The sequence below is a fragment of the Sphingobium sp. HDIP04 genome, assembly GCF_000445085.1.
In the GTDB taxonomy this organism is placed as follows: domain Bacteria; phylum Pseudomonadota; class Alphaproteobacteria; order Sphingomonadales; family Sphingomonadaceae; genus Sphingobium; species Sphingobium indicum.
Map to the genome: position 1 here is coordinate 1 of NZ_ATDO01000113.1, position 21,419 is coordinate 21,419.

The following is a 21,419-nucleotide window of genomic DNA, read 5'->3' on the forward strand; positions in this document are numbered from 1 at the left end:
ATATCCTGACAGTCCAGCCCTAATGTGACTTCTACCGCAAATTTTCGGGGCGCTTATCATGCGGCGATCTCCTCAGGCTGGGGCTGCTGGGCGTGCATCCAATCGGCGGCCGCCTGCGCCTTGCTGGCGGCGGTGAAGATGGCGCGAGGGTCGTCTTTGAGTGCGCGCAACCACGATGCTACGTAGGCGGCATGATCGGCCCGCGGATGGTGAGCGATCCTGAGGTCGGCGAGTACGAACGATGCGGTCAGTTCAGCGCAAATTTCCTCGATCGCCAAGCTGTCGCGCTTGAAACGTTCGGCAAAGTTGCGGTCGAGCCGGTGCTTTGCCCCTGTGGCGTGGGCCGCCTCATGCAAAAGCGTGCCCATCTGTGCTGATGCATCCCGAAACGAGGCAAAGGTCGGCATGAAGATGTGATCGAGGTCGATCCGGTAGTGCGCATCGTAGGCGCCCTCGGTGATCGGGATCTTGAGGGCCGCGACGAAAGCTTCGGCGTGCCCGAACCGCTCGCCCTCGGGTAGAACTGCGACAGGTGGGGGTTCATAGCCCTCGACCTGGGCGAGGTTGAACACGGTGAAGGCCCGCGCGAACATGCGGCCGGGTCCGGCTTCGCCATCGTCATGATCATCATCGGCGCGCGATGCGGCCTGTTTCCAGAACACAACCGTCGTTCCGCGTTCACCTTTGCGGACCTGTGCGCCAAGCGATGCCCACTGGCGATAGGTCCCCCAAAGACCGCTGGAATAGGCAGCCGCTTCGGCTGCGATCCAGAGCGCGAGCACGTTGACGCCGCGATAGCGGCGGCGAGAGGTGACGTTCTGCGGCCTGGTGGTGGCAGCGCCATCATGGTGCCAGGGCATGCGCCAATCGCCGGCCCCGGCTTCGATGGCAGATACAATCTCGGTGGTGATGCGCGAATAAACGTCGGCTCGCGGCGTCGCAGGGTAGGATCGGGACATGGCAGGTCTCCACGACGGGCGGAGGGAAACTGTCTTCCGCTCCTTCAATCCGTCACCCGCAAACCCGCCTCCTCTTCCTCTCCCGCCATACCGTTATGCGGTGTGGCGGTACCCGGTGCGATCTGTTCAAGAACACGCTGGATTCTGGCCACCTCGGCCTGAAGCGTCACCCGCTGCGGCTCTGGAAGCCGCTTCTCGCGCAACAACAACCGTGCCTCATCAGCACCGCGCTGCCATGCCGGGCGATGCCGTTCGGCGATGCAGGCATTGGGGCAGCGGACCGGTTCGCACATGGAGATCATTGGCCCGCTTGCGCCTGGCTCCGAACTCCGGTTCAGGCACAGGGCGGTTGCCGGATCAAAGAAGCAATCGGCCAGCGGGCCGACATGCAATGTCCGCGCGAGACTGCCCAGCATGGTGCGCAGACGTGGACGGTCGGCAATCATGGCAGGTAGCGGCGCCAACTCGTGGGCGGCAGTATCAAGCACAACTCCGACCCTGTTCGCGGCAGGTCCGCCAAGGCGTGCGCCACTTTGCCGCTCGTCGAAGTAGACAAGGATATCGTCAATCTGGCCAAGCGCACGCTGGGCTTCGATCTCTCCCCGAAATCCGGACCGGCTGCTGCCAGCATAGCCTTCGAAAGCCGCAACGCTCGCATGCTTGTACTGGATCATGCCGGCAATTGTTCCGAAGGGCCGGTTGGCGATGTGCCAGGCGATTGTGCGGCGAAACTGACGCGTTGTCAGACGCCATGGTCGGCCGTCGGGTCCGGCAGGAATGACGGGTGCCTGCGCGGATCCGAAGTGGTCATTGAGGTGATCGCGGAACCGGTTGAGTTGCCGGACTATCTCTGCAGAGACGTGCGTCTTGGTATTGGCCCGAAGCGTGAGGACTGGCCACAGGGTCGTTGTTCCGCGCGCTTGTCCCGCCCGCGCGGAAAGGCGTTCGAGGACATCGATGGCTTCAGCGACCGGCGCGATGGTAACCCACTCGGTCTCCTCGCCGCCGCCGCGCTTGCCCTTGTAAGCAGTGGACTTGATACGATGCCGCAAGATCGTACCGTCTTCGGCTTTGGTAATAGACAGGCATCCCCGCCTCATGGCTTGGATCTCGCTGTCCCGCATGCCTGAGAGAAAGGCACATACGATATAGGCTGCGGACTGCAGCATGACTTCCTCGAGGGGCAAAACCTTGGCATCGAAGCGGGTGCGCCAAGGCATGCCCGTATCGGGATCGGCAGAATTGGGCGTATCCATGCCGCCAATCTCGGTGCCGAGTTCTGCGATGGCAGCGGCGATGAGGTCTGGTGCACCCGTGGCCAGGCCAAGGTGCATGGCAGGTTCGGCCTGCGCGTTGATACCGGCATGGAGGTGGATCAGGTGGTAGTTGATCGGCGGCGTGACGGCGCCGGTTTGCGGATCTGTTCGCGTTGCGCCGTTATGTGCCGTGGTCCAGATCGGAATGCCGCGCCCATGCTGCCGCAAGGATGCAACATAGTCGAGGAGGCGTTGGCGTTGCCGTAACCGACGAACAGCGGGATCCAGACCTTCCTCAGCGGCAATCAGACGGTTGCGCGTTGCTTCAAGGCAATCGAGTTCTGCCCGTGCGGCAAGGATATCGCCTGCGTAGCAGGTCACGTAGCGCAACGACCAGGAGAGCAGCGGCGTCATGATCGCTTCAGGAATGCGCGGCGTCCGGTTCTCCCCTGCAATATGCTTTGCGCCCGCCACGGAAAACGGACTTCGTCCCGGCCACGGTTCGAAGGACAGGCGCGCAGTCGGCAGATGATGCTGCAACTCGTGCAGGTCAAAGACGATCCGCAGCAGCGCTGCCGCTGCAACTGGGCGCAGCCCGGCTAGGCGCAAGGCTCCGGCGTAGCGATCGACCAGAGCCTGATCGACCCGGGCGAGATCGAAACGCCCCAGCTGAGCCTTGACGAAGTCGAAAAAGCGCAAGGTCCGGTTGGCCTCGCCGCGCACCCCGGCCGGCTCAAGCCGCGAACGGTGACCGGGGAGATCGACATTGAGCCGCGCATGGAGAATCTGGCGCAGGGCATCAGCAATGGATGGGTCTTTGATACCGCCGAAATGTACCGTGACATGGCAGCGCCGCGCGTTGTCGCGAAATACGCCGGGAGCCAGATCCCACACTGGATCGCCGTATCGTGAAATATGCGCGCGATCGCAGCCGGGGCGCAAAGGCGCGGACATAAGCACAGGGAGGGCATCGCGCTCATCGTCGCTCTCCGCCAGAAGCTGGACAACGGTCATGCCCGTGCCTCTGGCGGCAGATAGACCGTGGGAGGGTCGTTCGCGACTTGCGCACGGGCCCTTGTCACGACGTCTTCGGCGAAGGCAGGCAGAATCTGCTGAACGATGCGATCATGGGCATGACCAAACTTGGCGGTCCAATCAGCAGCACTCAGGCCGATCCGCTGAGCGTCGACGAAGGAGAGAAAGGTGAGAATGGCAGGCAGCTTGCGCGCGGTAATGACCGCGTTGCGGCAATCGAGGCAGGCCCAGAACGGTGTAGGGCATGGCGTGCCGGCGGATGCGAAGGGACTGGAATAGAAGTTGCCACAGCTTGCAAGCCAGACGTCTTGTTCGCCATTGAGCAGTGCGGTTGAAATGCCCCCATCATCGGGATCAGGGCTTGCCAACTCGCCGCGCAGCCGGTCCTCGTCTTGAGGAGGCAGGATCATTGGACCAGCGAGCACCTCTTCGAGGGCATCTGCCACGGTTTGCTCGTGCAGCGGTCTGAGGGAGGGAATATCGGCGTAGTGCCGTGCCGCGATATCGACGGTATGACCTACGGCGAAGCGGGCCATGTGGCCTTCGGTCTTGAGATACCACAAGGCCTTGTGCGTCTTGCGCAGATACGAAAGACACAGGTGGAGCGGTTTACCCTGATCATCGGTAATACAATGGCGCTGCGTCCAGGCACTGACCTTCAAGCGCAGTTGACGAATACCTGCGGTGATCTCGCCCGGCTGAAAATAGACCCAAAGGTTATCGCTGGAGTTATGGACCCTGGCCTTGGACGATAGGGCGATGATGCGTCGGATCAGACCGCCAGCGGTGGATGAGCCGCGATCACGCACCCGGATTGTCTTGTGCTCGGCACCGTGTGCCCGCAGCTTGGTGTAGGCGATATCGACGGTACCCCCTGCGGCATTGCGCAGACAATCGAGGGTGAGCGACTTGCAGCACTCCAGCTCAAGCCCTGTCTCGATTAAGAGCAGAACAAGAAGCGGGACGATATCGTCGGCAGTAAGATAGTGGGCTGCGTGGAGGCTCAGGTTAAGCCTGTCACTGGTGAGATCGCGCTTTTTGCGCAGCTTGTACAGGCTCTGAAACGTGGGATCACGGTAGCCCAGAACACCGTATGTCTCGATGGCAGCATGGGCTTTGCAATATGCGCCATCGATCTGCGGCACCTCATCGAACTGCGGCCCCGACCGCAAGCGCGCCTCGATCGCAGCGATATCCGCGCGTGCCGCATCGCGCAGCTGGCGGGCTACATACGGACTGTAGGCATCGCGTGGACGGGAACGAACGTGTGCGTGTGAGCTGACGTAGCGCAGTCGTTCCCGCAAGCCGCAATCGACAAGCTCGGGGCTGTCGTCCGCGATGCGACGAAGGACGGAAACGACCTTGGCGACATAGGTTGGTCCATGCACGCAAGACTTGCCCTGCGCGCTGAGCCATGTCTCAAATCCATCAATGTGATGGGCACGAAGGTCAGCAGGGCCGTTGATCCCGTCGCCTGTCCCGGCCAGGTAGGAAAAGAAGCTTGGCAGCTGGTTGGCGTATGTCTTGAGCGACGAACGTACCATGATGGGGCCGCGCGGAGCAGCCAGCATGAACAGGCTCCGGGCAAATGCGAGCGCCAGGCCGCGTGGCCGCAAGCCCGTGAAATCGACGAGCAGCTCGCCGCCATATAAGGGATGAATCATGAAGCGCAGCGTGCTGATCTGCGACCATGGATCGGCTTGGGGCGCAGCCGTATCTGCCGCGAAGCTGACCTTGCGTCCTTTGCGTGGAGCAGCGGTCATGATCGAAGATAGCCTGGTACGAGTGCCAGCAGTTCTTCGACTGCCGCATCAACGGTATCGGCACGCGTGGCGAGGTGATCGAGATAAATAGAGGTCGTCGCGAGGCTCGAATGGCCAAGCAATCGCTGGACCTGTTGAAGCGGATCGCCGACCAGCTGGCGATAACCTTCCATGGCGCCCACTGGTGCCGCTGCGTCGGCGAGGCGGCGCTGGATCAGCATGGCAAGCATGTGGACTGCAAAGGAATGCCGGAGTTGATGGGGGCTAAGCCGGACCGGGATGCCGGCGTCCGTGCAGCGGCGGCTCGCCCGTGCGAAGATCGCTTCCCACGAGTTGGGCAACACAGGATGGCCCACCTCGGTCAGCCAGAGGACCGCGGCTTCGCGCGGCGTTCCATCGTCAGCGCAAATAACAAGCCTTGCGCGTTCATCCGGTGTGACGACCTCTATGTCCATCGTGCCACCGCCAACGAGATGCAATGCACGCTGCCCGAATGAGGGGCTGTGGATGAAGATCGGGCGGTCGATGGCTTCCCAGCCACGGCGCTGTGCGAACTTGGCGACGGCTGCGGCTCGCTCAACGGCGATGTAGGCGTCAAACACCGGCAACAAGCGGCGCGGCAGCAGCATGCTTCGCCCCCTGTCACCCTTGGTGAGTGCCGCCGGAAGCTCGACCCGCCGCTGACGTTCCGAGCGGGCGTCGCAAACCGGAATCTCAGCTGCGAGCAAGTGGGATGCCTCTTCCAGGCGCAGGCCGGTGGTGACCAGCAGATCGGCGAACAGCGCGTTGCGCGCGCCATTGCGGTCACGCGCTCCAGGACGCTCGGTCCCTTCAACGGTCAGGCCGCGCAAACCAACTTCCCGGAAGGCGCGGTAATCGGTGAGATCGATGAAACGGACGTCGGAACGACGGGCTGCGCGCTCATAGGCGTTATTGCGGCCCGTGACCGCCGCACGGCGCCCATCGTGCGATCGTCGCCAGACCTGACGATGCGTAAAAGGTGTACGCTCGATCAGCCCCTCCCGTTCGGCCCATCGATAAAGCTTGTCGAGCGAGGCAATCGCCCGGTTCCACGTCGATGCAGAAATCCGGAACTCAGCATCGCTGCGCCGCCGGGCACGATGATAGGCACCGACATCATCGGCATCGGCTTGCCAGACAGACTTGCCGCGGGCCGAAGCGAGAAAGCGAACCCAGACCAGAACATCATAACCATGGGCGCGCAACGAGTGTCGCGAACGCGAACCGTTCAGCGGCAAATCGAGGAAGTAGCGCTCAAGGTGGAGATCATAGATCGCACCATCACGCAGAATTACCGGGATGTAGGAGTCCAGGCCATCCGCCGTCCGGCGCTCCTGAATGACGATCGACGCACCTGAATTATCCACAGCTTGTCAGTCCCTCCCCCGGACCCCCTCCCGACTCCAGATCGCACACGTTGCGCGCCTGCGGGACGGTGGTCATCAGGCCGGATTACGCCAGCTTATGGATAGCGCTTCATCCGGCCTGATGCCCCCCTGCGTCGCGCCAAAGCATACCGTTCAATGGTGCGTCAGGCACGGTGCAGACTGTCCAGATAAGGCGACCAGTTCCTCCCGCGCATAATCCTTGCTGCCGAAGGCGTTCTTGAGGTCACGGCCCAGCCGCTTGGGGTGGCCGGTGGCGTGGGTCAGCTCGTGAAGACAGGTCCGATAATAATTGATCTGCTCGAAGAAGGCGGGCTGCGGCGGCACCTGCACGAAGTCGGGGTCCGGCGCGTAGAAGGCACGGTCGCCGCCGATGCGGAAATCCACGCCCGACGCGGCAATGACATCCTCGGCGACCGGCACGATCTCGCGGTCGGGCAGCGGCGCGGGATCGCTCGCGAGGCCAGCGCGCAGCCCTTCGCACTGCGCGACATTGAAGACGGTAAAGCGTTTGAGGAACGGCACGGCGCGCGCCTCGTCACCGTCGCGGCGGGCGCGTTCCTTCTCGGTTTCGGGGTGAAGCGGTCGGCATAGACGACAGTCACGCCGTGCTCGCCCTTCATCACGCAACCGCCCGCCTCCTGCGCCTGCCGGAAGGTAAGCCACGATTGTGTCGGGAAACCCTGTTCGATGACCGCGCCCCATAGGATCAGGACATTTACACCGGAGTAGTTGCGCCCTGTCAGGGCATTGCGCGGCAGGCCGGGGCCGGTGGTGTCGACGCGGCCCCACGGCTGAACCCAAGGCAGGCGGCCCGCCACCAGTTCGGTGATGATCCGGGCGGTCACCTCGTCATAAAGGTTAGCGCGATCCTGCGGCTTCTCTTCGCTACCCTTGCGGCGGGCGCTACGGCTGGGATGTTTCGGCACGGCTCGTCTCCATGCCACCCCAAAAAGGCACAAAGCCTCCCCGCGAAGGCGGGGGTGGGCGGCGAGACGCGACCAAGAGGCCCGGCTCGAGCGGGCGACGACACCGCCAGGGCGGAACGATAGTGGAGCACCCCGAAGGGGTTGGCGTCGGCCGCGACGGGCCTAGCCGGGAGCGCCGCCCACTCCCGCCGCAACGGGAGAGGCTACAAACCAACGCCGCCGCGCGGTCACGCGCGGCGACCGTCAGGTCGGGCGCAGCCCGGCCCCAAGCCAGCGATCGTTACCGGATGGCCGAGACCCGGCACGGGGCTCGGGGACGCACGCCGGCGCAGCGGCGGGCGGCGTAGAGCGCGATCGAGCCATCGGCGCAAGGCACATGCCCTAATGGTTCTCGGGCAGCTTCCGCTTACCAAACGCGACCAATGCGGCCGCCATGCCGTCGCCTACGATCCACTGCGCCCGCTCCAGATGCGAGCGCCAACAATTTTCCGCCTCGGGATTCGACGGATCGAGACCCATCAGGTCTGCGGCAGCGATCCGCCAGTCGATGCCTGCATCGTGCGCATCGATCAGGGCCGCATACAGCGCGAGATTGCGCTGATCGTAATCGACCACGGCCTCGCCCGCCGGCGCGAGTTCGTCCACCACAGCCATCTCGTCCTTTGCCCCCAAATGACGCCAATCCGGAGCCACTCTAACGAATAGGAACTATCGTTCCTAGAACTTTCGTTCCTGCTCCGTGATCCGTTTTTTCATGGATCTAAAGCATGTTCTTGCCACGAATCTGCGGCGGCTTCGGCACGACCGCGATTTGACGCAAGAAGATGTGGCCGAACTGACGGGGCTCAGCAGTCGCTATATCGGATCGATCGAGCGAGCCAGAGTGTCGGCGACCGTCACGACATTGGGCAAACTGGCGACAGCGCTCAAAGTCCACCCGACAAAGCTGATCGAGAGCTGATCCGGTCTTTCCCCAGCGTTCAGGATCGATCGCAGGCCCGATCGAGAAGTAATTTGTATCCGCCATCACTCATACGCCGGGCCAATGCAATCAGTCGCCGACATGCCGATTTCATCGCCTCGCTGGGATCGAGCCATTCCGCCCGGACGCGAGACTCGCCGAACAGGGTGATCGCGACATCCCGGATGCTGGCCCCATCGATCAGGGCGTCGAAAGTACGCAGCGCCGCGACCTGACGAAAATGCGCGCGACTGCGCCTTGGTGGGGTGCGGTCTGCGGGATCATGCGACAGTGCTTTCCGAAAGCAAGTGAGACGAGCCGCCGACATGGCTGCGGTATCGTCGATGGTCGCATCGACGAAGAGCCGCACCGGTCCCTGCAATATCGTCCCACTGCACACGTCGAACCGCAATTGACCCCGGCCCGGCCGAAGGAGGACATGCTCGGCGAACGAACCTTGGACGATCGTCAGGCGGTCGCCCCAGTCAGCCAGGTCGAGGGTTGTCCCGGCGGGTGTGGTGGCGGGAAGTGCTGCCACGGCTAGCACCGAAGGATCCACCGCTGCAGACCACAGCAAATGGTTGGCATCGATGTCGCGATCGGCCGTAGCCACATTGAGGCATCCCCAGCGCCGTTGCACGTCCGTCGTCGCAAGCGGGAACAGTTGGCAACCGAACGGACCGCCGCGCGGTGATGAAGGAACGAGCTGGCGGTAGCCAGCATCGCGGCGAAGCCATTCCCACGCCAGGTCGGCGGAGTCGGCACGATCAAGATAGGCGTAATCGAACCCTTCGCGGGAGCCCCGATGCCGGACATCCGGCATCGGGGTTCCCCGGCTCAGTTGCCCTCAGCCCAGTTCGCCGAGCTGAGAGCGCACGAATAGATCGGCCGCCTCGGTCTGGTCGGGTCGGAGGGCGTCGATCGCCGGCAGGAAGTCCGGCACCGTGTCGCCGAGCAGGATCGACGGACATTGGCCTTCGACATTTCCGAGGTTGGGGCGGTGCTGAACGTAACCCACCAAAGCGGCCAGCTCCGGCGAGAAATGCTTGGCGACCTGGGGCGGATAGACCAGCCATTGCAGCTCGAATGGCTTGAGCCAACCGAGGCAATAGCTGATCACGATGCCGCGACGCGGCGACGGGCTCACATTCCCGCCGCCGCCGTGCAGCGTCGATCCCAGAAAGATAAGGGCGTCACCCGGCAAAACCAGCGGAGAGACCGCATCCTCTTCGGGCAGGAGCTGAACATCCTGATCGAGATGGCTGCCGGTCCATAGGCGCGTGCCGCCGTTCTCGGGCCGGAACGGCGTCAGCGGCCACATGACGTTGACCAGATACTCCATGCCGCCCTTGGGACCGCCCCACATATCCTGATCGCGGTGGGGAAGCTGGGGAAGCGCGCCGGGATGGATCTCGATGGCCTGCGTAAGGTTGAGCGCGATCCGTTCGCACCACGGTAGCAGCATCTGCTCGACGATCCCCAGGACCAGCGGATGCATGACGAGATGTTGGACGCCCGCCGACCGCGACAGGAGCGAGCCAAAGCGGCGTGTGTTCGCCCCGTAAAAGACGCCTTCGCACAGCGGCGTCTGCGCGAAGCGCGGTTCGAGATCGGCCTCGATGCCAGCGATGATCGCGGGAGCGAGGGCTCGGCCGAGGACGCACCAGCCGTCGCGAGCGAGCGCGGCGCCGGGCCGTTCGATCGCCGCGGTCATGCCACCACCTGCTGGGTGGCCGGCGTATAAACGCCCGTCCATCGCAATCGGTCGGGTGTGTCGGCGCCAACACGCACCAGGAACGCGCCGATCTCGCCGCCGGTGATGCGGATGGCGGGGCCGAGCGGCTCGGCCTGCCAGCCCATGGCCAGCAACTCCTTGCGGAACGGTTCGGGGATCACGCCGGTCAGGCGGTCGATCCCGCGATCGATGGCGAAGTCAATCACGGCGGAGAAGAGCGCATTGCGCAGCTCACGACGCCGGGCGGACCCATGCCGCTGCGGCAGGCAGAGCCGCGTCGTTTCCCATGTCGTCGCGCCGACAGGCACACCGAAGGGGCAGAGATGCGGAAACAGCGTATCGAGCATGTGCGGCATCTCGCTGGGGAACAGCCGGAGCGAGGCCTCGTGTTCGCCGGTATCATCGACCGCGATCGCATAGATGGTGTGGGCGGTATCGAACTGGTCGATCTCATAGGCGCCGTCGATCACCGGCACGTCCCAGCCGAACAGGTCGACGAAGAGGCGCTTGCGGTCGGCGAACATGGATTGCAGCAGCCGCCGATTTTCCGGTGCCAGATGGTGGTCGATGATACGGATCATGTGGGGGTGCTCCCGTTCGTGTTGTGCGCACGAGGGAAGCAGCGGGGCAGCGGACGATATAGACCGAGTGATTACTCGGGTTGACGGCGCCGGAGTTCGTCGAGGCCGACCTCGCCCGCCAGCACGGCGGTGATGACCAGCTCGGTGCGATCATGCAGGCCGAACAGCCGGCGTGCCGCAGTCAGATAGCCGTCGACGGTGCGAGGCGTGAGCGCCAGTGCCCTGGCGATTTCCTTGTTGGAAAGGCCGCGGCCGGCGAGAACGACGCAATCACGTGGGCGCGGGTGCAGTCGCGGTGAACGCGGAATCGGTGTCGCAGCGCCGACCAGCCGCCGCGCGGCCTGAAAGGCGAAGACGCCGATCATTTGAGCGGCGCCAAGATAGATGCCGGAGCGGTCAGGCCGGTTCGTACCTGCAAATGTGCAGGATCCTATGGCATCCCCGAGATGCACAAACGGAACGGTGATCCCCTCGTTCAATCCCTCCCGAGCGCCGAAAGCTAGGCTCTCGCGGTCCCCGCGATCGAGCGTCAACATGTCGGGAAGGTCTGACCAGAGAAATGCGGTGACGGCGTGCAGACATGCGCGCACCACTGGATCGCGACGAAATAGACCTTGTTCGACCAGGCGATCGGTGACCGCGGCGGGATAATCCATCAGCCTAACGCGGCCAGCCTCGCTCTCTACCCTATTGTCATGGTGTGCTAGCGCGAAATGACGAAAGCCCATTTCGCGAGCGATGACCTCCATCATCGTCGCGAGTTCGTCTAGGGAGGCTGCCGATTTGAGCGCGCGAACAACGGCATCTGTCAGCGACAGGCATGTGACGCGCCGCCACCGCACGCGGTCGCTTAGCAGGAACCGAGGTTCTTCCGAGACGTGAAGCGGCGTTGCTAAGTCTCCTTCAACCGATGAAGGGGGAGTGATATCCTCTTAATTCTAAAGAAATGGCGAGAGTCTTAGTCTGAAGTGCGACGACCACAGACCCGGGCCGCCGCACTTCTTCCAATCCCCAACAGCTACCAGCGCTTTGTAAGTGAGAGCGTAAAGTTCCGACCGAAAATCGAACGTCCTACCGATGCATCAGCGACGGAGCCGGCCAATACTGCGGCTGACCGAGCGTTTCCTTCAGTCAAGCCTACGACATTGCCGACATTGCTAATCAAGCCACGTAGTTCGAAGCCATTTGCGGTAGCGATAGATGCGCCCAGATCGAAAGATGAGTAGGCCGGCAGACGACTAAGGTTAGAGGCGTCTTGAAAACGACGACCGATCGTAAAGAACGTGGAGAACACGCGAGCTTTCATTGAGCCGACCTCGAAGCTGTAAGCCGGCTCGACGCTGAGTTGGAACCTTGGCACGCGGGCAACATCGCCTCCCTTCGTGCTGCTAGCATCAAGTCCTGTCAATGTTTCGACGCGAGTATAAATTGGCCTTTGGATCTGACCATTTGCGACGATTTCGACACCATCGAAGGGGGTCGCCACGGCCTCCAGCTCCAAGCCGTAGGTTCGCGTATCGAAAATGATGTTCGAGTTGGTGATCAGTCCATTTGCGTCCGCGATCTGCGTGCCGCCATTCAGCACATTGAACTTTGACCAGAAAGCTGTTGCCGCCAAGCGTAAGCCCGGAAAGGCATATTTCACCCCGGCTTCGGCCTGCTTGATATCCGATACCGGAATTGGAGTGGTCGAATTGGGCAAAACCGACCCGCCCAGGATATTGTCAAAGCGCGGATAGCTGAAGGTACTCGTGTACCTCGCGAACACGTTGGCCCGAGGTGAAAAGACGTAGCCGGTCCCAACTGTCCAGCTTGTGCCCGATGGCTTCTCGGCGCGGGCGACTTCGCGCACGACACCCGTCACGGTACGGGCCGGGATCGGGCCATTGGGATTCGCTACAGCAGTTCCAAGTACGCCTTGCACACCGCTCTGGTCGCGTGTCACCCTACGGACGCCAGCGTCGATCGACCATGCGCTTGTAATTTGCCACGTATCGGCGACGTAAAAGGCAAACGAGTGTCCGCGAACGCGGCCGTTCTGGCTACCATTACCGTACGCGATGAAGCCGTTCTCCGTGACACTTCCGACGACCTGACCGCTTGAATTTAATGCCTGCACATCCAGCGCTAAGGGCCGGGTTTGAACGTTGGTCAAGATGGCGTTCAACAGCTGGGTCTGATCGAGACGATAGCTGCTGTAATACACGCCCGCCGTCAGAGTGTGCTTCCCGAGACCCGTCTCCAACGCCTTGGTGATGTGGAAGTCGTTTGCGTCGAAACGAAACTTGGTATTCACGCTTGCCCAAGTGTTCGGCATAACCAGATTTGCCGTGGTCGACGGATCATACACCGTATTCGTACCTGCTATCACGTAGCGCAGCGAGCTAACGGTGTTGCCGAAGGCACTCTGTGCCGCGCCCAGCCGAGTAGCAAGGTAGGCTGCAGCGCCAGTTGGCGCACCGTTGTACAAACCGTTCAAAAGCACCGTGCCATCGGTGTGGCGATATGTGTTATATAGGTGGAAACCACCGCCTAGATCGTAATCACCGCCAAGTGTTGCGGTGAATGTTTTGGGATGGATGCCATCCTGCAAATCCCGATTGACGGTCGTCGCTTGACCATTGGCGCCGATGGTACGGAGGGTGACCCGCCTGAACGCATTCGATGTTAGAGTCCCGTCGCGAGGATCTATGAGCCGTTCCAGCGATTCTCCATTCAGCGGACTCGTGATCGGCACCGCCGTGTAGAAAGCGCTTCGGTCGTTTAGATACTTGATGTCAGCCCAGATCCTTCCTCGATCGAGTTCGTAGTTGATCCCGGCCTTGATCTGGCCGCCGAGGTCGGCGTTCTTGAAACCCGTGTCGCGTAGACCGTCGTCTCGACGGTAAAAGCCGCTAATCGTAGCACTGAGCCGATCGGACAGTGGGCCAGAGACCGCGACATCGCCTCGAATGCGATTGCCTGTTCCGGTTTCGAGTCGAACAGCACCCTCGAAGTTCTTGGATCCATGCCCTGTGATGAAGTTCACCAGCCCGCCGGAGGCATTGTTCGAGTAAACTGGTGCCGTTCCGCCTCGCACGATTTCCGCGCGTTTGGTGTCGAGATCGACGCGATAAATCTCGTCAATATTGAAGTACCGTTCGAAGTTCGACTCAAACAGCGGCATGCCGTCTTGGTTGAGGTCGATCAGGCGCCATCCGCTCCATGGCAGGCCGCGAATGACGATATTTTCGCCACCACCTTCGCCACCCGACGCCTCTATGGTAATACCGGGAATGCTTCCGAGCAAATCGGCGACGCTATGCGGCGCCGTGTCCTCGATGCGTTGCTGATCAACCGTCGAAACGGAATAGGGAGCATCGAATTTCGTCTGCCGAGACGACGTGCCGGTCACTACGATTTCATCTGCACGCGGGGTGCTCGCGTCATCGGTTGCTTGCTGGTCCGCGCCGGGTGCGCTGCTTTTGGACGAACTTTGTGCCCAAGCGGGCGAAATCGATAGCGCCAGTGCCGATGTTCCGATCACCAGCAGCCGCGTGCGCCTGTTTGTTTCTCTTGTCATATCCGCTCCCTGAAGACAGTCACCGTCGGCGGGTCGCCTCGTGGCGCCCATTGATTGATGCATGGGGAGCGAAAAATCCGGACACGCGACCGACAATGAATTCGTCGCCATGCCCTATGGCCGCCACGATGATGTTTCTGGGCCACAGAGGAAATGAATTTCTTCTGCGGGCTACGTCCTCAAAACTTCAATCTTGGTACTTTATCAACGGCAGCTGCACTGGTGCCTCGTGCGGAATCGCTCGAATCTGGCTCAGGTTGAAGGTGCGATCAGTGGCAAGGTCTGGCTGTCGTTTATAAGTGCCACCTGCACGCTCTACATTGTGCTTTTGCGTGTTAGCGAGGCCGCGTCCGCGATTGCACGCACGTCGGCTACACCGTTTTTGACCAGCCAACTCCCACCAATGCAGGCGACATGAGGTTCGGCCAGCCAATCGCTGGCAGATGCTTGAGAGATGCCGCCAGTCGGACAGAAGAGCGCATTGCCGAAGGGGGCCGCAAGCGCCCGCAGCGCAGGGATTCCACCAGATGTTGCCGCAGGGAAAAATTTGTAATGGCGAAGGTCCATATCAAGCCCGCGCATCAGGTCTCCGGCGGAGGATATCCCAGGGAGGAAGGGTACTCTGTTGGAAAGGGCGGCGTGGGCTAAGCGATCTGTTAGGCCCGGCGATACGATGAAGCGCGCGCCGGCACTAAGCGCGGCGTCAAGGCCTTTAGGATTGAGCACAGTCCCGGCCCCGACGATTGCGCCTTCGACCTTCGCCATCTCGGCGATGGCTTCGATAGCACATGGCGTTCGCAATGTCACCTCGAGCACTCGCAGGCCGCCCGCGACGAGGGCTTCGGCAATCGGTATCGCCGTCGCTACATCGTCGACGATGAGCACCGGGATGACCGGCGACACGCGCATAATTTCATCGATAGTCATTATATGTGCGTCCTTGCGAAGGCTGCCGCGGCACCGAATAGCCCCGGCTCTGAGAGCGTGATCAGTTTGACGGGCATGTCGCGCAGCATCGTCTCGAAACGGCCTTTGGCTGCGAAGCGCTCGGCAAATCCGGAATGCGGAAGATGGTTGACGAGGCGTGCGCCCAGACCTCCTGCGATCACCACTGCCGAGGCGCCCTGTATGAGCGCGATGTCTCCGGCGACTGAGCCAAGCGTCATGCAAAAGCGGTCCAGCGCAGCAATTGCCAGCGGGTCGCTACCATCGAGTGCCGCGGTCCAGAGTGCCTTGTCGTCGGGCGCTTCGATGACGTGACCCTCGACGCGGGCGAGGGCTTCATAGAGAGCGCGAATGCCGGGTCCGGATACTATCCGCTCGACAGACACTCGGCGCGTTTGCTGTCGCATCGCTGCGAGTAGGCCATCCTCGAACCCGTCGAGTGGGGCAAAATCGCCGTGTCCGCCTTCGGTTTCGACCACCCGGTAGGCGGCGCCATCGCGCATCAACTGCGCAACGCCGAGGCCGGTGCCCGGCCCGATGATCGAGATTACGCCGTTGACCGGCGTCGCCCGCTTGGGACCGCATAGGTGAACGAAATCGTCAGGCTCGGCTTGCGCGACGGCATGCCCCACTGCCCCGAAGTCGTTCACGACAATGTAGTCGTCCACGTCGAGGCGTTCGGGGATCAGTGCTGGTCGCACGACCCAATGGCTATTCGTCAATTGGAGAACTTCGCCCGACACCGGGCCTGCGAACGCGATAGCCACGGCCCTCGGTAACGGGGTGGTATTGAGCGCTGCAAAGGCTTGCCAAGCAGTCTGGAAGCTCGCGTGCTCCGCGGTTTTCAAGGTAGTCGGCGCGCCGAGCGACTTGACACGACCATCTTCGACCATCGCGATGGCGAAGCGGGCATGGGTTCCGCCGATATCGACGGCTACGACGTCGCACTTTTGCGCATGTGCTGCCGTCACGATGGGACTGGCGCTCATAGATCTGCACCGGCCAGCATCGCCGAGGCACCCTGTTCTGCGTCGTTGGCACCGACCCGCATGAACCCGAACAGTTCCCGCCCTGTGCCGCTTCCGGCAATCGGCGGTGCGGCCGGGGCACGTCCCTCGAAGACGATCGGCGCCAGTCTCACTTCGAGACAGCCTGCGACTGCATCGAGCCGCACAACGTCGCCATCGCGCAAACGCGACAATGGTCCTCCGCCCATTGCTTCCGGGGTGACATGGATCGCTGCAGGAACCTTGCCGCTCGCTCCAGACATGCGTCCATCTGTGACGAGTGCGACCTTGAAGCCCTTGTCCTGCAACACGCCAAGCAAAGGTGTGAGCTTGTGAAGCTCAGGCATTCCATTTGCACGGGGCCCTTGGAACCGCACGACGACAACGACGTCCCGATCTAACTCGCCCACTTTAAAGGCGGCGGCCACTTGATCTTGATCTTCAAAAATTCGAACGGCCGCTTCGATCGTCCAGCGAGCGGGATCGACCGCGCTGGTCTTGAAGGTAGCCCGGCCCAGGTTCCCTGTGACGAGCCGCATCCCACCATCTGGCAGGAAGGGTGCGTCGTAAGACCGAAGCATTGTCTCGTCGAGCGAGTTGGCGGGCGCGTCGGCCCAAGCCAGAGCGTCGCCGTCGAGCATTGGCTCGCGTGCATATTCGGTCAAATCGCCGGTCGATACTGTCATCAGATCGCGGTGAAGCAGGCCGCCATCGAGCAGGGTCGAGATGGTGTAGGCCATGCCGCCCGCCGCCTGAAAATGGTTCACGTCGCCCGACCCGTTGGGATAAACCCGCGCGATCAGCGGCACCGCGGCCGACAGCCGATCGATATCGTCCCAGTCGATCAGGATGCCGGCGGCGCGGGCGATGGCGGGCAGGTGGATGACATGATTGGTCGAGCCGCCGGTGGCGAGCAGGCCGACCGCTGCGTTGACGATCGCCTTCTCGTCGACGCACTGGCCCAGCGGGCGATAGTCGCCGCCGTCCCAGCCGATCTCGGCCAGCCGGTGCACCGCCTTGCGGGTCAGCTCCTGCCGCAATTTCGTGCCCGGGTTGACGAAGGCGGCGCCGGGTATGTGGAGGCCCATCACCTCCATCATCATCTGGTTGGAATTGGCGGTGCCATAGAAGGTGCAGGTGCCCGCGCCATGATAGGAGGCGCTCTCGGCCTCCAGCAGCTCGGCACGGCCGACCTTGCCTTCGGCGTAGAGTTGGCGGACGCGCTGCTTCTCCTTGTTGGCGAGCCCCGAGGGCATCGGCCCGGCCGGCACCAGGATCGTCGGCAGATGGCCGAAGCGCAGCGCCCCGATCAGTAGGCCGGGCACGATCTTGTCGCAGATGCCGAGCAGCGCCGCGCCCTCGAACATGCCATGGCTGAGCGCGACCGCGGTCGACAGCGCGATAGTGTCGCGGCTGAACAGGCTCAGTTCCATGCCGCGCTGGCCTTGGGTGACGCCGTCGCACATCGCGGGGACGCCGCCCGCGACCTGCGCGGTGATCCCCGCCTCGCGCGCCCAGATCTTCATCTGGTCGGGATAGCGGCCATAGGGCTGATGCGCCGAGAGCATGTCGTTATAGGCCGTGACGATGCCGATGTTCATCGCCTTGCCGTCGCGGATCGCCGGCTTGTCCTCGCCACTGGCTGCAAATCCGTGTGCGAGATTGCCGCATGACAGGTTTGGGCGATCGACGCCGCTATCGCGCTCGCGCGCAATCAAATCGAGATAGCGGGTCCGCGAGGACCGAGAGCGTTCGATTACCCTGTCCGTGACGGCTGAAATGGTCGGTTGAAGTGTCATGCGATCTGATCCTCGGCCCAGTGCACCGTGACCATGCCTCGCGCTCGGCGAAGGAAAGCTCCGAGAGGGCTTGGTTCTGACGAAGTGAGCGCGCGCTCCAATGCAGCTCGTTTTGCTTTTCCCGCGCAGACGAGCAGAGTCCGGTTCGTTTGCGTAAGCGCGGTCAAATTCCAGCTGAGTCGGGGAACCGGCGCGTTGATCGGCACCGGGTCCGGCATCGTTTCTATGAGCTGACGAGGATCATCGCCGTCGAGGGTCGAACCGGGAAAGAGTGAAGCGATATGGCCGTCAGCACCCATACCCAGAATCACCAAATCGAATGGGAAGCGAATGGTGCTGGCTGCCCCCGCACGGTCGAGAGCGACAAAGTTGGCAGCAGATCCGCATCTGCCTTCGAAGATCCGCTGTAAGCTGCCGATGTTGGACAAAGGATGGTCGGCGGGCACCTGCCGCTCGTCGGTCGTTGTGATTGTGATCCGATTCCAAGGGAGATGATAGGACGCCAAGTCAGCGAGCATCGCGATTTGCGAGCGCCCACCGGGCAGCACCACCGTGCTCGCCCCCTCCATCGCGCACATAGCGATCCACGTCGCGGCTTCTTCGGCCACGATCCTTGCCGCGGCGGCGGGTGATGCGTGATTGACGATTTCGATCAGGCACTCAGTCATGCCAGCTCACCCCGTCTCGCTCGGTCAAAGCAATTGCGGCGGACGGTCCCCAGGTGCCAGCAGCATAGGGCTTGGGATCAGACGCCGATGCCTGCCAACCGAACCGGATGCGATCGATCCACTCCCACTGCGCCTCGACCTCGTCACGCCGAACGAAGAGCGTCGGGTTGCCTTCGATCAGATCAAGGAGAAGCCGCTCATAGGCGATGCGCCGCCGCTCACCGGAAAAGGCCGTGGTCAGTGAAAGGTCTAGCGGCACTTCACGAAGCTGAATCCCATCTCTATCGAGGCCGGGCTGCTTGGCCATCATCAGTAGGCTGATGCTTTCTTCGGGTTGTAGACGGATGATGAGCCGGTTTGGCTTGAGAGCGGTGCCCCGTGTTTCAAAGATCGAATGGGGTACCCCGCGAAACTGTACGACGATCTTCGATTGCCGGATCGGAAGCCGCTTTCCCGTCCGCAGATAGAACGGGACGTTCTTCCAGCGCCAATTGTCGATGTGGGCTTTAATTGCGACGAAAGTCTCGGTGTCGGAGCCGCATCCAAGCTCGTCGCAATAGGAGGGCACCACCGCGCCTGCGATAGCACCAGATCGATATTGACCGGCGACGGTGTGGCTCTTGACATCTTCCGCCGTGATACGTCGGAGTGCCCGCAACACCTTCACTTTCTCATCCCGGATAGCTTGGGCATTGTAACTGGACGGTGGCTCCATCGCGACGAACGCGAGGAGTTGGAGCATGTGGTTCTGAACCATGTCGCGAAGTGCGCCGGCGCCGTCGTAGAAGCCGACACGCCCCTCTAGGCCGACAGTTTCCGCGACCGATATCTGGACATGCTCGATGCCCTGCGCATTCCACATCGGCTCCAGAAGCGTATTGCCGAAACGCAGCGCGAGGAGATTCTGGACAGTCTCCTTTCCGAGATAATGGTCAAGGCGAAACGTCTGCTCCTCGGAGAAGAACTCGGCGACCGCATCGTTGATCTGCGTTGAGCTGACGAGGTCCTTGCCTAACGGCTTCTCCAGAGCGATCCGCGCACCATCGACAGTTAGGCCGGCGCCCGCCAATCCTTCTATCGTTGGTCTGAAGAGCGATGGTGCTGTTGACAGGAAGATCGAGAGACCTCTTCGATCCGGCCCGATCCTATCGGCAAGCCTGGCAAACCCAGACTCTTCTCGCGCGTCAACATCGACATACTCCAGCCTTCCCGAGAATCGCTGGAGAGTCGCCGGGTCGAGGCGAGTGCTTTCGACCGTTCGTTCAAGCGCGTCGGAGGTCAGCGCACGAAATTCCTCGTCATTCATCGAACTGAGCGCCGTTCCGATGATCCGCATATCAGGTGGCAACAGACCGTCGGCCTCAAGGCCGAACAGCGATGGTAACAACATACGCTGTGACAGGTCTCCGGTTGCTCCGAAGAGCAATAGCGTAGGCATCAGATCTTCCTTTTATCGCTTACGCCGGCGGCCTGCGCCGTGCTCCGCGCGCGCGAGATTTTGTGCTGCTCAGAAATTCGGCTTCCGGGAAATCAATCCGAAAGCGACGATGACGGCGTAACAGATGGCCGGAATCAGCAGCGATGCGCGCAAGCCGGAAATGTCGGCCATCTGCCCGGTAAGGGGCGGAATAATCGCGCCGCCTACGATCGCCATGCAAATGACCCCGGAACCTTCGGCGGCACGCTTGCCCAAACCAGCGCTCGCCAGCGTGAATATCGTCGGGAACATGATCGAGTTCATCAGGCCGATCGCCAGCAATGCCCATCCGGAGATGGTACCGACGGTGTTGGCCGAGATGAGGATAAGAAGGATCGCGGCGGTGGCGACACTCGCCAGCACCTTGCCCGGGTTGATGACGCGCAGAATGCCTGCGCCCACAAAACGGCCCACCATGGCGCCACCCCAGTAAAAAGCGACATGCTGTCCGGCCGCTTCCTGGCCGAGATCGAGAGTGTCCGTTTGCGTAAGGTAGCTGACGATCAGCGAACCGATCGCGACTTCGGCACCCACGTAAAGAAAGATGCACAGAGCGCCGAAAGAGAAGCGCCGCTGGCGGAGCAGATTAAAAGCGCGCAATATCGGGGTGTCGTCCGTGACCGTATTCGCGAGCCGTCCGCGTCGAAGCCAGACCACTCCGGCAACGATCATGAGAGCCGCAGCCAAACCGAGATAGGTTTTCACCACCACCTGAGATTCGGCAGCGCGATATGCGTCAAGCGCGGCCCCCGACAGCGTCGCTACGTTCACTTCGTTCAGCGAGCCGAGGATGAGTATCGAACCCACGATCGGGAAAATGGTCGTGCCGAGCGAATTGAACGCCTGAGCGAAGGTCAGGCGACTGCTGGCCGTGCGTGCCGGGCCGAGAAGCGAAATGAGCGGGTTGGCCACGACCTGAACTGTGGTGATCCCGGCTGCTAATACGAAGAGTGCAAACAGAAATACGTCGAAAGTGGCGGACGCAGCTGCCGGGATGAACAGCAGACAGCCCGCCGTCATTGTCAAAAGGCCGATCGATGCGGTCGTCATATAGCCAAAGCGCCGCACGATTGCCGCTGCCGGCACCGAGATCAGGAAGTAGGCTGCGAAAAAGGCCGATTGCACAAGCATGGCTTGAGCGTAGCTGAGCGTGAACAAGTCCTTCAGCTTCGGAATGATGACGTCGTTCAGACTGGTGATGCCACCGAACACCAGAAAGAGAGCAAAGACGAAGATGCGGAGATCCGGAGCATCGACACCGTTGTCGGGCGATCCGTCTGCGGCCACGGGATCCGTCGATGTAATGGCTTCGACGTTCAACTGCATAGCTCTCTCC

General features: G+C 61.9%; 17 protein-coding genes and 1 pseudogene. 1 reads left to right on the top strand and 17 read right to left on the bottom strand.

The features are described 5' to 3' along the window. Positions 1-56 precede the first annotated feature (56 nt). The 6 genes and pseudogenes from L286_RS40405 to L286_RS40430 form a co-directional block, all read right to left on the bottom strand. Positions 57-959: an ArdC family protein gene (locus L286_RS40405; RefSeq protein ID WP_013039035.1), complete on the bottom strand. Its 903-nt coding sequence runs from the start codon at positions 957-959 to the stop codon at positions 57-59. Between the two features lie 44 nt (positions 960-1,003). Beyond that, positions 1,004-3,229: an integrase gene (locus L286_RS40410; protein ID WP_013039034.1), complete on the bottom strand. Its 2,226-nt coding sequence runs from the start codon at positions 3,227-3,229 to the stop codon at positions 1,004-1,006. Next, positions 3,226-5,013, bottom strand: a complete 1,788-nt coding sequence (locus L286_RS40415; RefSeq protein WP_013039033.1) for a hypothetical protein — start codon at positions 5,011-5,013, stop codon at positions 3,226-3,228. The genes L286_RS40410 and L286_RS40415 overlap by 4 nt, the downstream gene beginning before the upstream one ends. Further along, positions 5,010-6,401, bottom strand: a complete 1,392-nt coding sequence (locus tag L286_RS40420) for a tyrosine-type recombinase/integrase (protein WP_013039032.1) — start codon at positions 6,399-6,401, stop codon at positions 5,010-5,012. The genes L286_RS40415 and L286_RS40420 overlap by 4 nt, the downstream gene beginning before the upstream one ends. A 168-nt stretch (positions 6,402-6,569) precedes the next feature. Next, positions 6,570-7,348, bottom strand: a pseudogene (locus tag L286_RS40425) (ArdC family protein); the annotation flags it as partial. 381 nt (positions 7,349-7,729) lie between these two features. Next, the gene (locus L286_RS40430) at positions 7,730-8,002 is read right to left on the bottom strand and encodes a hypothetical protein (RefSeq protein WP_020817639.1); all 273 of its coding nucleotides are present in this window, start codon (positions 8,000-8,002) and stop codon (positions 7,730-7,732) included. 100 nt (positions 8,003-8,102) lie between these two features. On the opposite strand from L286_RS40430, the gene L286_RS40435 reads away from it, so the two are divergent. Continuing rightward, complete coding sequence (locus L286_RS40435; RefSeq protein WP_025161197.1) at positions 8,103-8,309, top strand: helix-turn-helix domain-containing protein; 207 nt, start codon at positions 8,103-8,105, stop codon at positions 8,307-8,309. Positions 8,310-8,328: 19 nt separating this feature from the next. Here L286_RS40435 and L286_RS0124880 read toward each other — a convergent pair whose 3' ends face one another. The 11 genes from L286_RS0124880 to L286_RS40480 all read right to left on the bottom strand — a co-directional run bounded on the left by L286_RS0124880 (position 8,329) and on the right by L286_RS40480 (position 21,409). After that, positions 8,329-9,132 carry a DNA -binding domain-containing protein gene (locus L286_RS0124880; protein ID WP_020817637.1) on the bottom strand — a complete coding sequence of 268 codons (804 nt, stop codon included), beginning with the start codon at positions 9,130-9,132 and terminating at the stop codon, positions 8,329-8,331. Between the two features lie 24 nt (positions 9,133-9,156). Continuing rightward, positions 9,157-10,023, bottom strand: coding sequence for a phytanoyl-CoA dioxygenase family protein (locus L286_RS40440; protein ID WP_020817636.1), 867 nt, complete (start codon positions 10,021-10,023; stop codon positions 9,157-9,159). Beyond that, positions 10,020-10,625, bottom strand: a complete 606-nt coding sequence (locus L286_RS40445) for an acyl-homoserine-lactone synthase (protein ID WP_020817635.1) — start codon at positions 10,623-10,625, stop codon at positions 10,020-10,022. The genes L286_RS40440 and L286_RS40445 overlap by 4 nt, the downstream gene beginning before the upstream one ends. Before the next feature lie 71 nt (positions 10,626-10,696). Then, positions 10,697-11,467 carry a LuxR family transcriptional regulator gene (locus L286_RS0124885; RefSeq protein ID WP_268745328.1) on the bottom strand — a complete coding sequence of 257 codons (771 nt, stop codon included), beginning with the start codon at positions 11,465-11,467 and terminating at the stop codon, positions 10,697-10,699. Positions 11,468-11,643: 176 nt separating this feature from the next. Then, positions 11,644-14,187, bottom strand: coding sequence for a TonB-dependent receptor (locus tag L286_RS40450; RefSeq protein WP_235181747.1), 2,544 nt, complete (start codon positions 14,185-14,187; stop codon positions 11,644-11,646). A 315-nt stretch (positions 14,188-14,502) separates the two neighbouring features. Beyond that, positions 14,503-15,114 (bottom strand): bifunctional 4-hydroxy-2-oxoglutarate aldolase/2-dehydro-3-deoxy-phosphogluconate aldolase, encoded by a 612-nt coding sequence (gene eda / locus L286_RS40455; RefSeq protein WP_007682991.1) that lies wholly within the window; start codon positions 15,112-15,114, stop codon positions 14,503-14,505. After that, on the bottom strand, positions 15,114-16,121 hold the full coding sequence (locus L286_RS40460; RefSeq protein WP_007682993.1) for a glucokinase: 1,008 nt from the start codon (positions 16,119-16,121) through the stop codon (positions 15,114-15,116). The genes eda and L286_RS40460 overlap by 1 nt, the downstream gene beginning before the upstream one ends. Then, complete coding sequence (gene edd, locus L286_RS40465) at positions 16,118-17,938, bottom strand: phosphogluconate dehydratase (RefSeq protein WP_025161198.1); 1,821 nt, start codon at positions 17,936-17,938, stop codon at positions 16,118-16,120. Before edd ends, L286_RS40460 begins: the two co-directional genes overlap by 4 nt. Beyond that, complete coding sequence (locus L286_RS40470; protein ID WP_007682996.1) at positions 17,935-18,606, bottom strand: 6-phosphogluconolactonase; 672 nt, start codon at positions 18,604-18,606, stop codon at positions 17,935-17,937. Before L286_RS40470 ends, edd begins: the two co-directional genes overlap by 4 nt. Beyond that, a complete protein-coding gene (zwf, locus tag L286_RS40475; RefSeq protein ID WP_007682998.1) occupies positions 18,599-20,044 on the bottom strand; it encodes a glucose-6-phosphate dehydrogenase in 1,446 nt (481 codons plus the stop codon). The genes L286_RS40470 and zwf overlap by 8 nt, the downstream gene beginning before the upstream one ends. Before the next feature lie 69 nt (positions 20,045-20,113). Further along, positions 20,114-21,409: a sugar MFS transporter gene (locus L286_RS40480; protein ID WP_007682999.1), complete on the bottom strand. Its 1,296-nt coding sequence runs from the start codon at positions 21,407-21,409 to the stop codon at positions 20,114-20,116. Positions 21,410-21,419: the final 10 nt, after the last annotated feature.

Coding starts and splice junctions, on each gene's coding strand:
- L286_RS40405 (WP_013039035.1), bottom strand. CDS start 959: ATGTCCCGATCCTACCCTGCGACGCCGCGAGCCGACGTTTATTCGCGC.
- L286_RS40410 (WP_013039034.1), bottom strand. CDS start 3,229: ATGACCGTTGTCCAGCTTCTGGCGGAGAGCGACGATGAGCGCGATGCC.
- L286_RS40415 (WP_013039033.1), bottom strand. CDS start 5,013: ATGACCGCTGCTCCACGCAAAGGACGCAAGGTCAGCTTCGCGGCAGAT.
- L286_RS40430 (WP_020817639.1), bottom strand. CDS start 8,002: ATGGCTGTGGTGGACGAACTCGCGCCGGCGGGCGAGGCCGTGGTCGAT.
- L286_RS40435 (WP_025161197.1), top strand. CDS start 8,103: ATGGATCTAAAGCATGTTCTTGCCACGAATCTGCGGCGGCTTCGGCAC.
- L286_RS0124880 (WP_020817637.1), bottom strand. CDS start 9,132: ATGCCGGATGTCCGGCATCGGGGCTCCCGCGAAGGGTTCGATTACGCC.
- L286_RS40440 (WP_020817636.1), bottom strand. CDS start 10,023: ATGACCGCGGCGATCGAACGGCCCGGCGCCGCGCTCGCTCGCGACGGC.
- L286_RS40445 (WP_020817635.1), bottom strand. CDS start 10,625: ATGATCCGTATCATCGACCACCATCTGGCACCGGAAAATCGGCGGCTG.
- L286_RS40450 (WP_235181747.1), bottom strand. CDS start 14,187: ATGACAAGAGAAACAAACAGGCGCACGCGGCTGCTGGTGATCGGAACA.
- eda (WP_007682991.1), bottom strand. CDS start 15,114: ATGACTATCGATGAAATTATGCGCGTGTCGCCGGTCATCCCGGTGCTC.
- L286_RS40460 (WP_007682993.1), bottom strand. CDS start 16,121: ATGAGCGCCAGTCCCATCGTGACGGCAGCACATGCGCAAAAGTGCGAC.
- edd (WP_025161198.1), bottom strand. CDS start 17,938: ATGACACTTCAACCGACCATTTCAGCCGTCACGGACAGGGTAATCGAA.
- L286_RS40470 (WP_007682996.1), bottom strand. CDS start 18,606: ATGACTGAGTGCCTGATCGAAATCGTCAATCACGCATCACCCGCCGCC.
- zwf (WP_007682998.1), bottom strand. CDS start 20,044: ATGCCTACGCTATTGCTCTTCGGAGCAACCGGAGACCTGTCACAGCGT.
- L286_RS40480 (WP_007682999.1), bottom strand. CDS start 21,409: ATGCAGTTGAACGTCGAAGCCATTACATCGACGGATCCCGTGGCCGCA.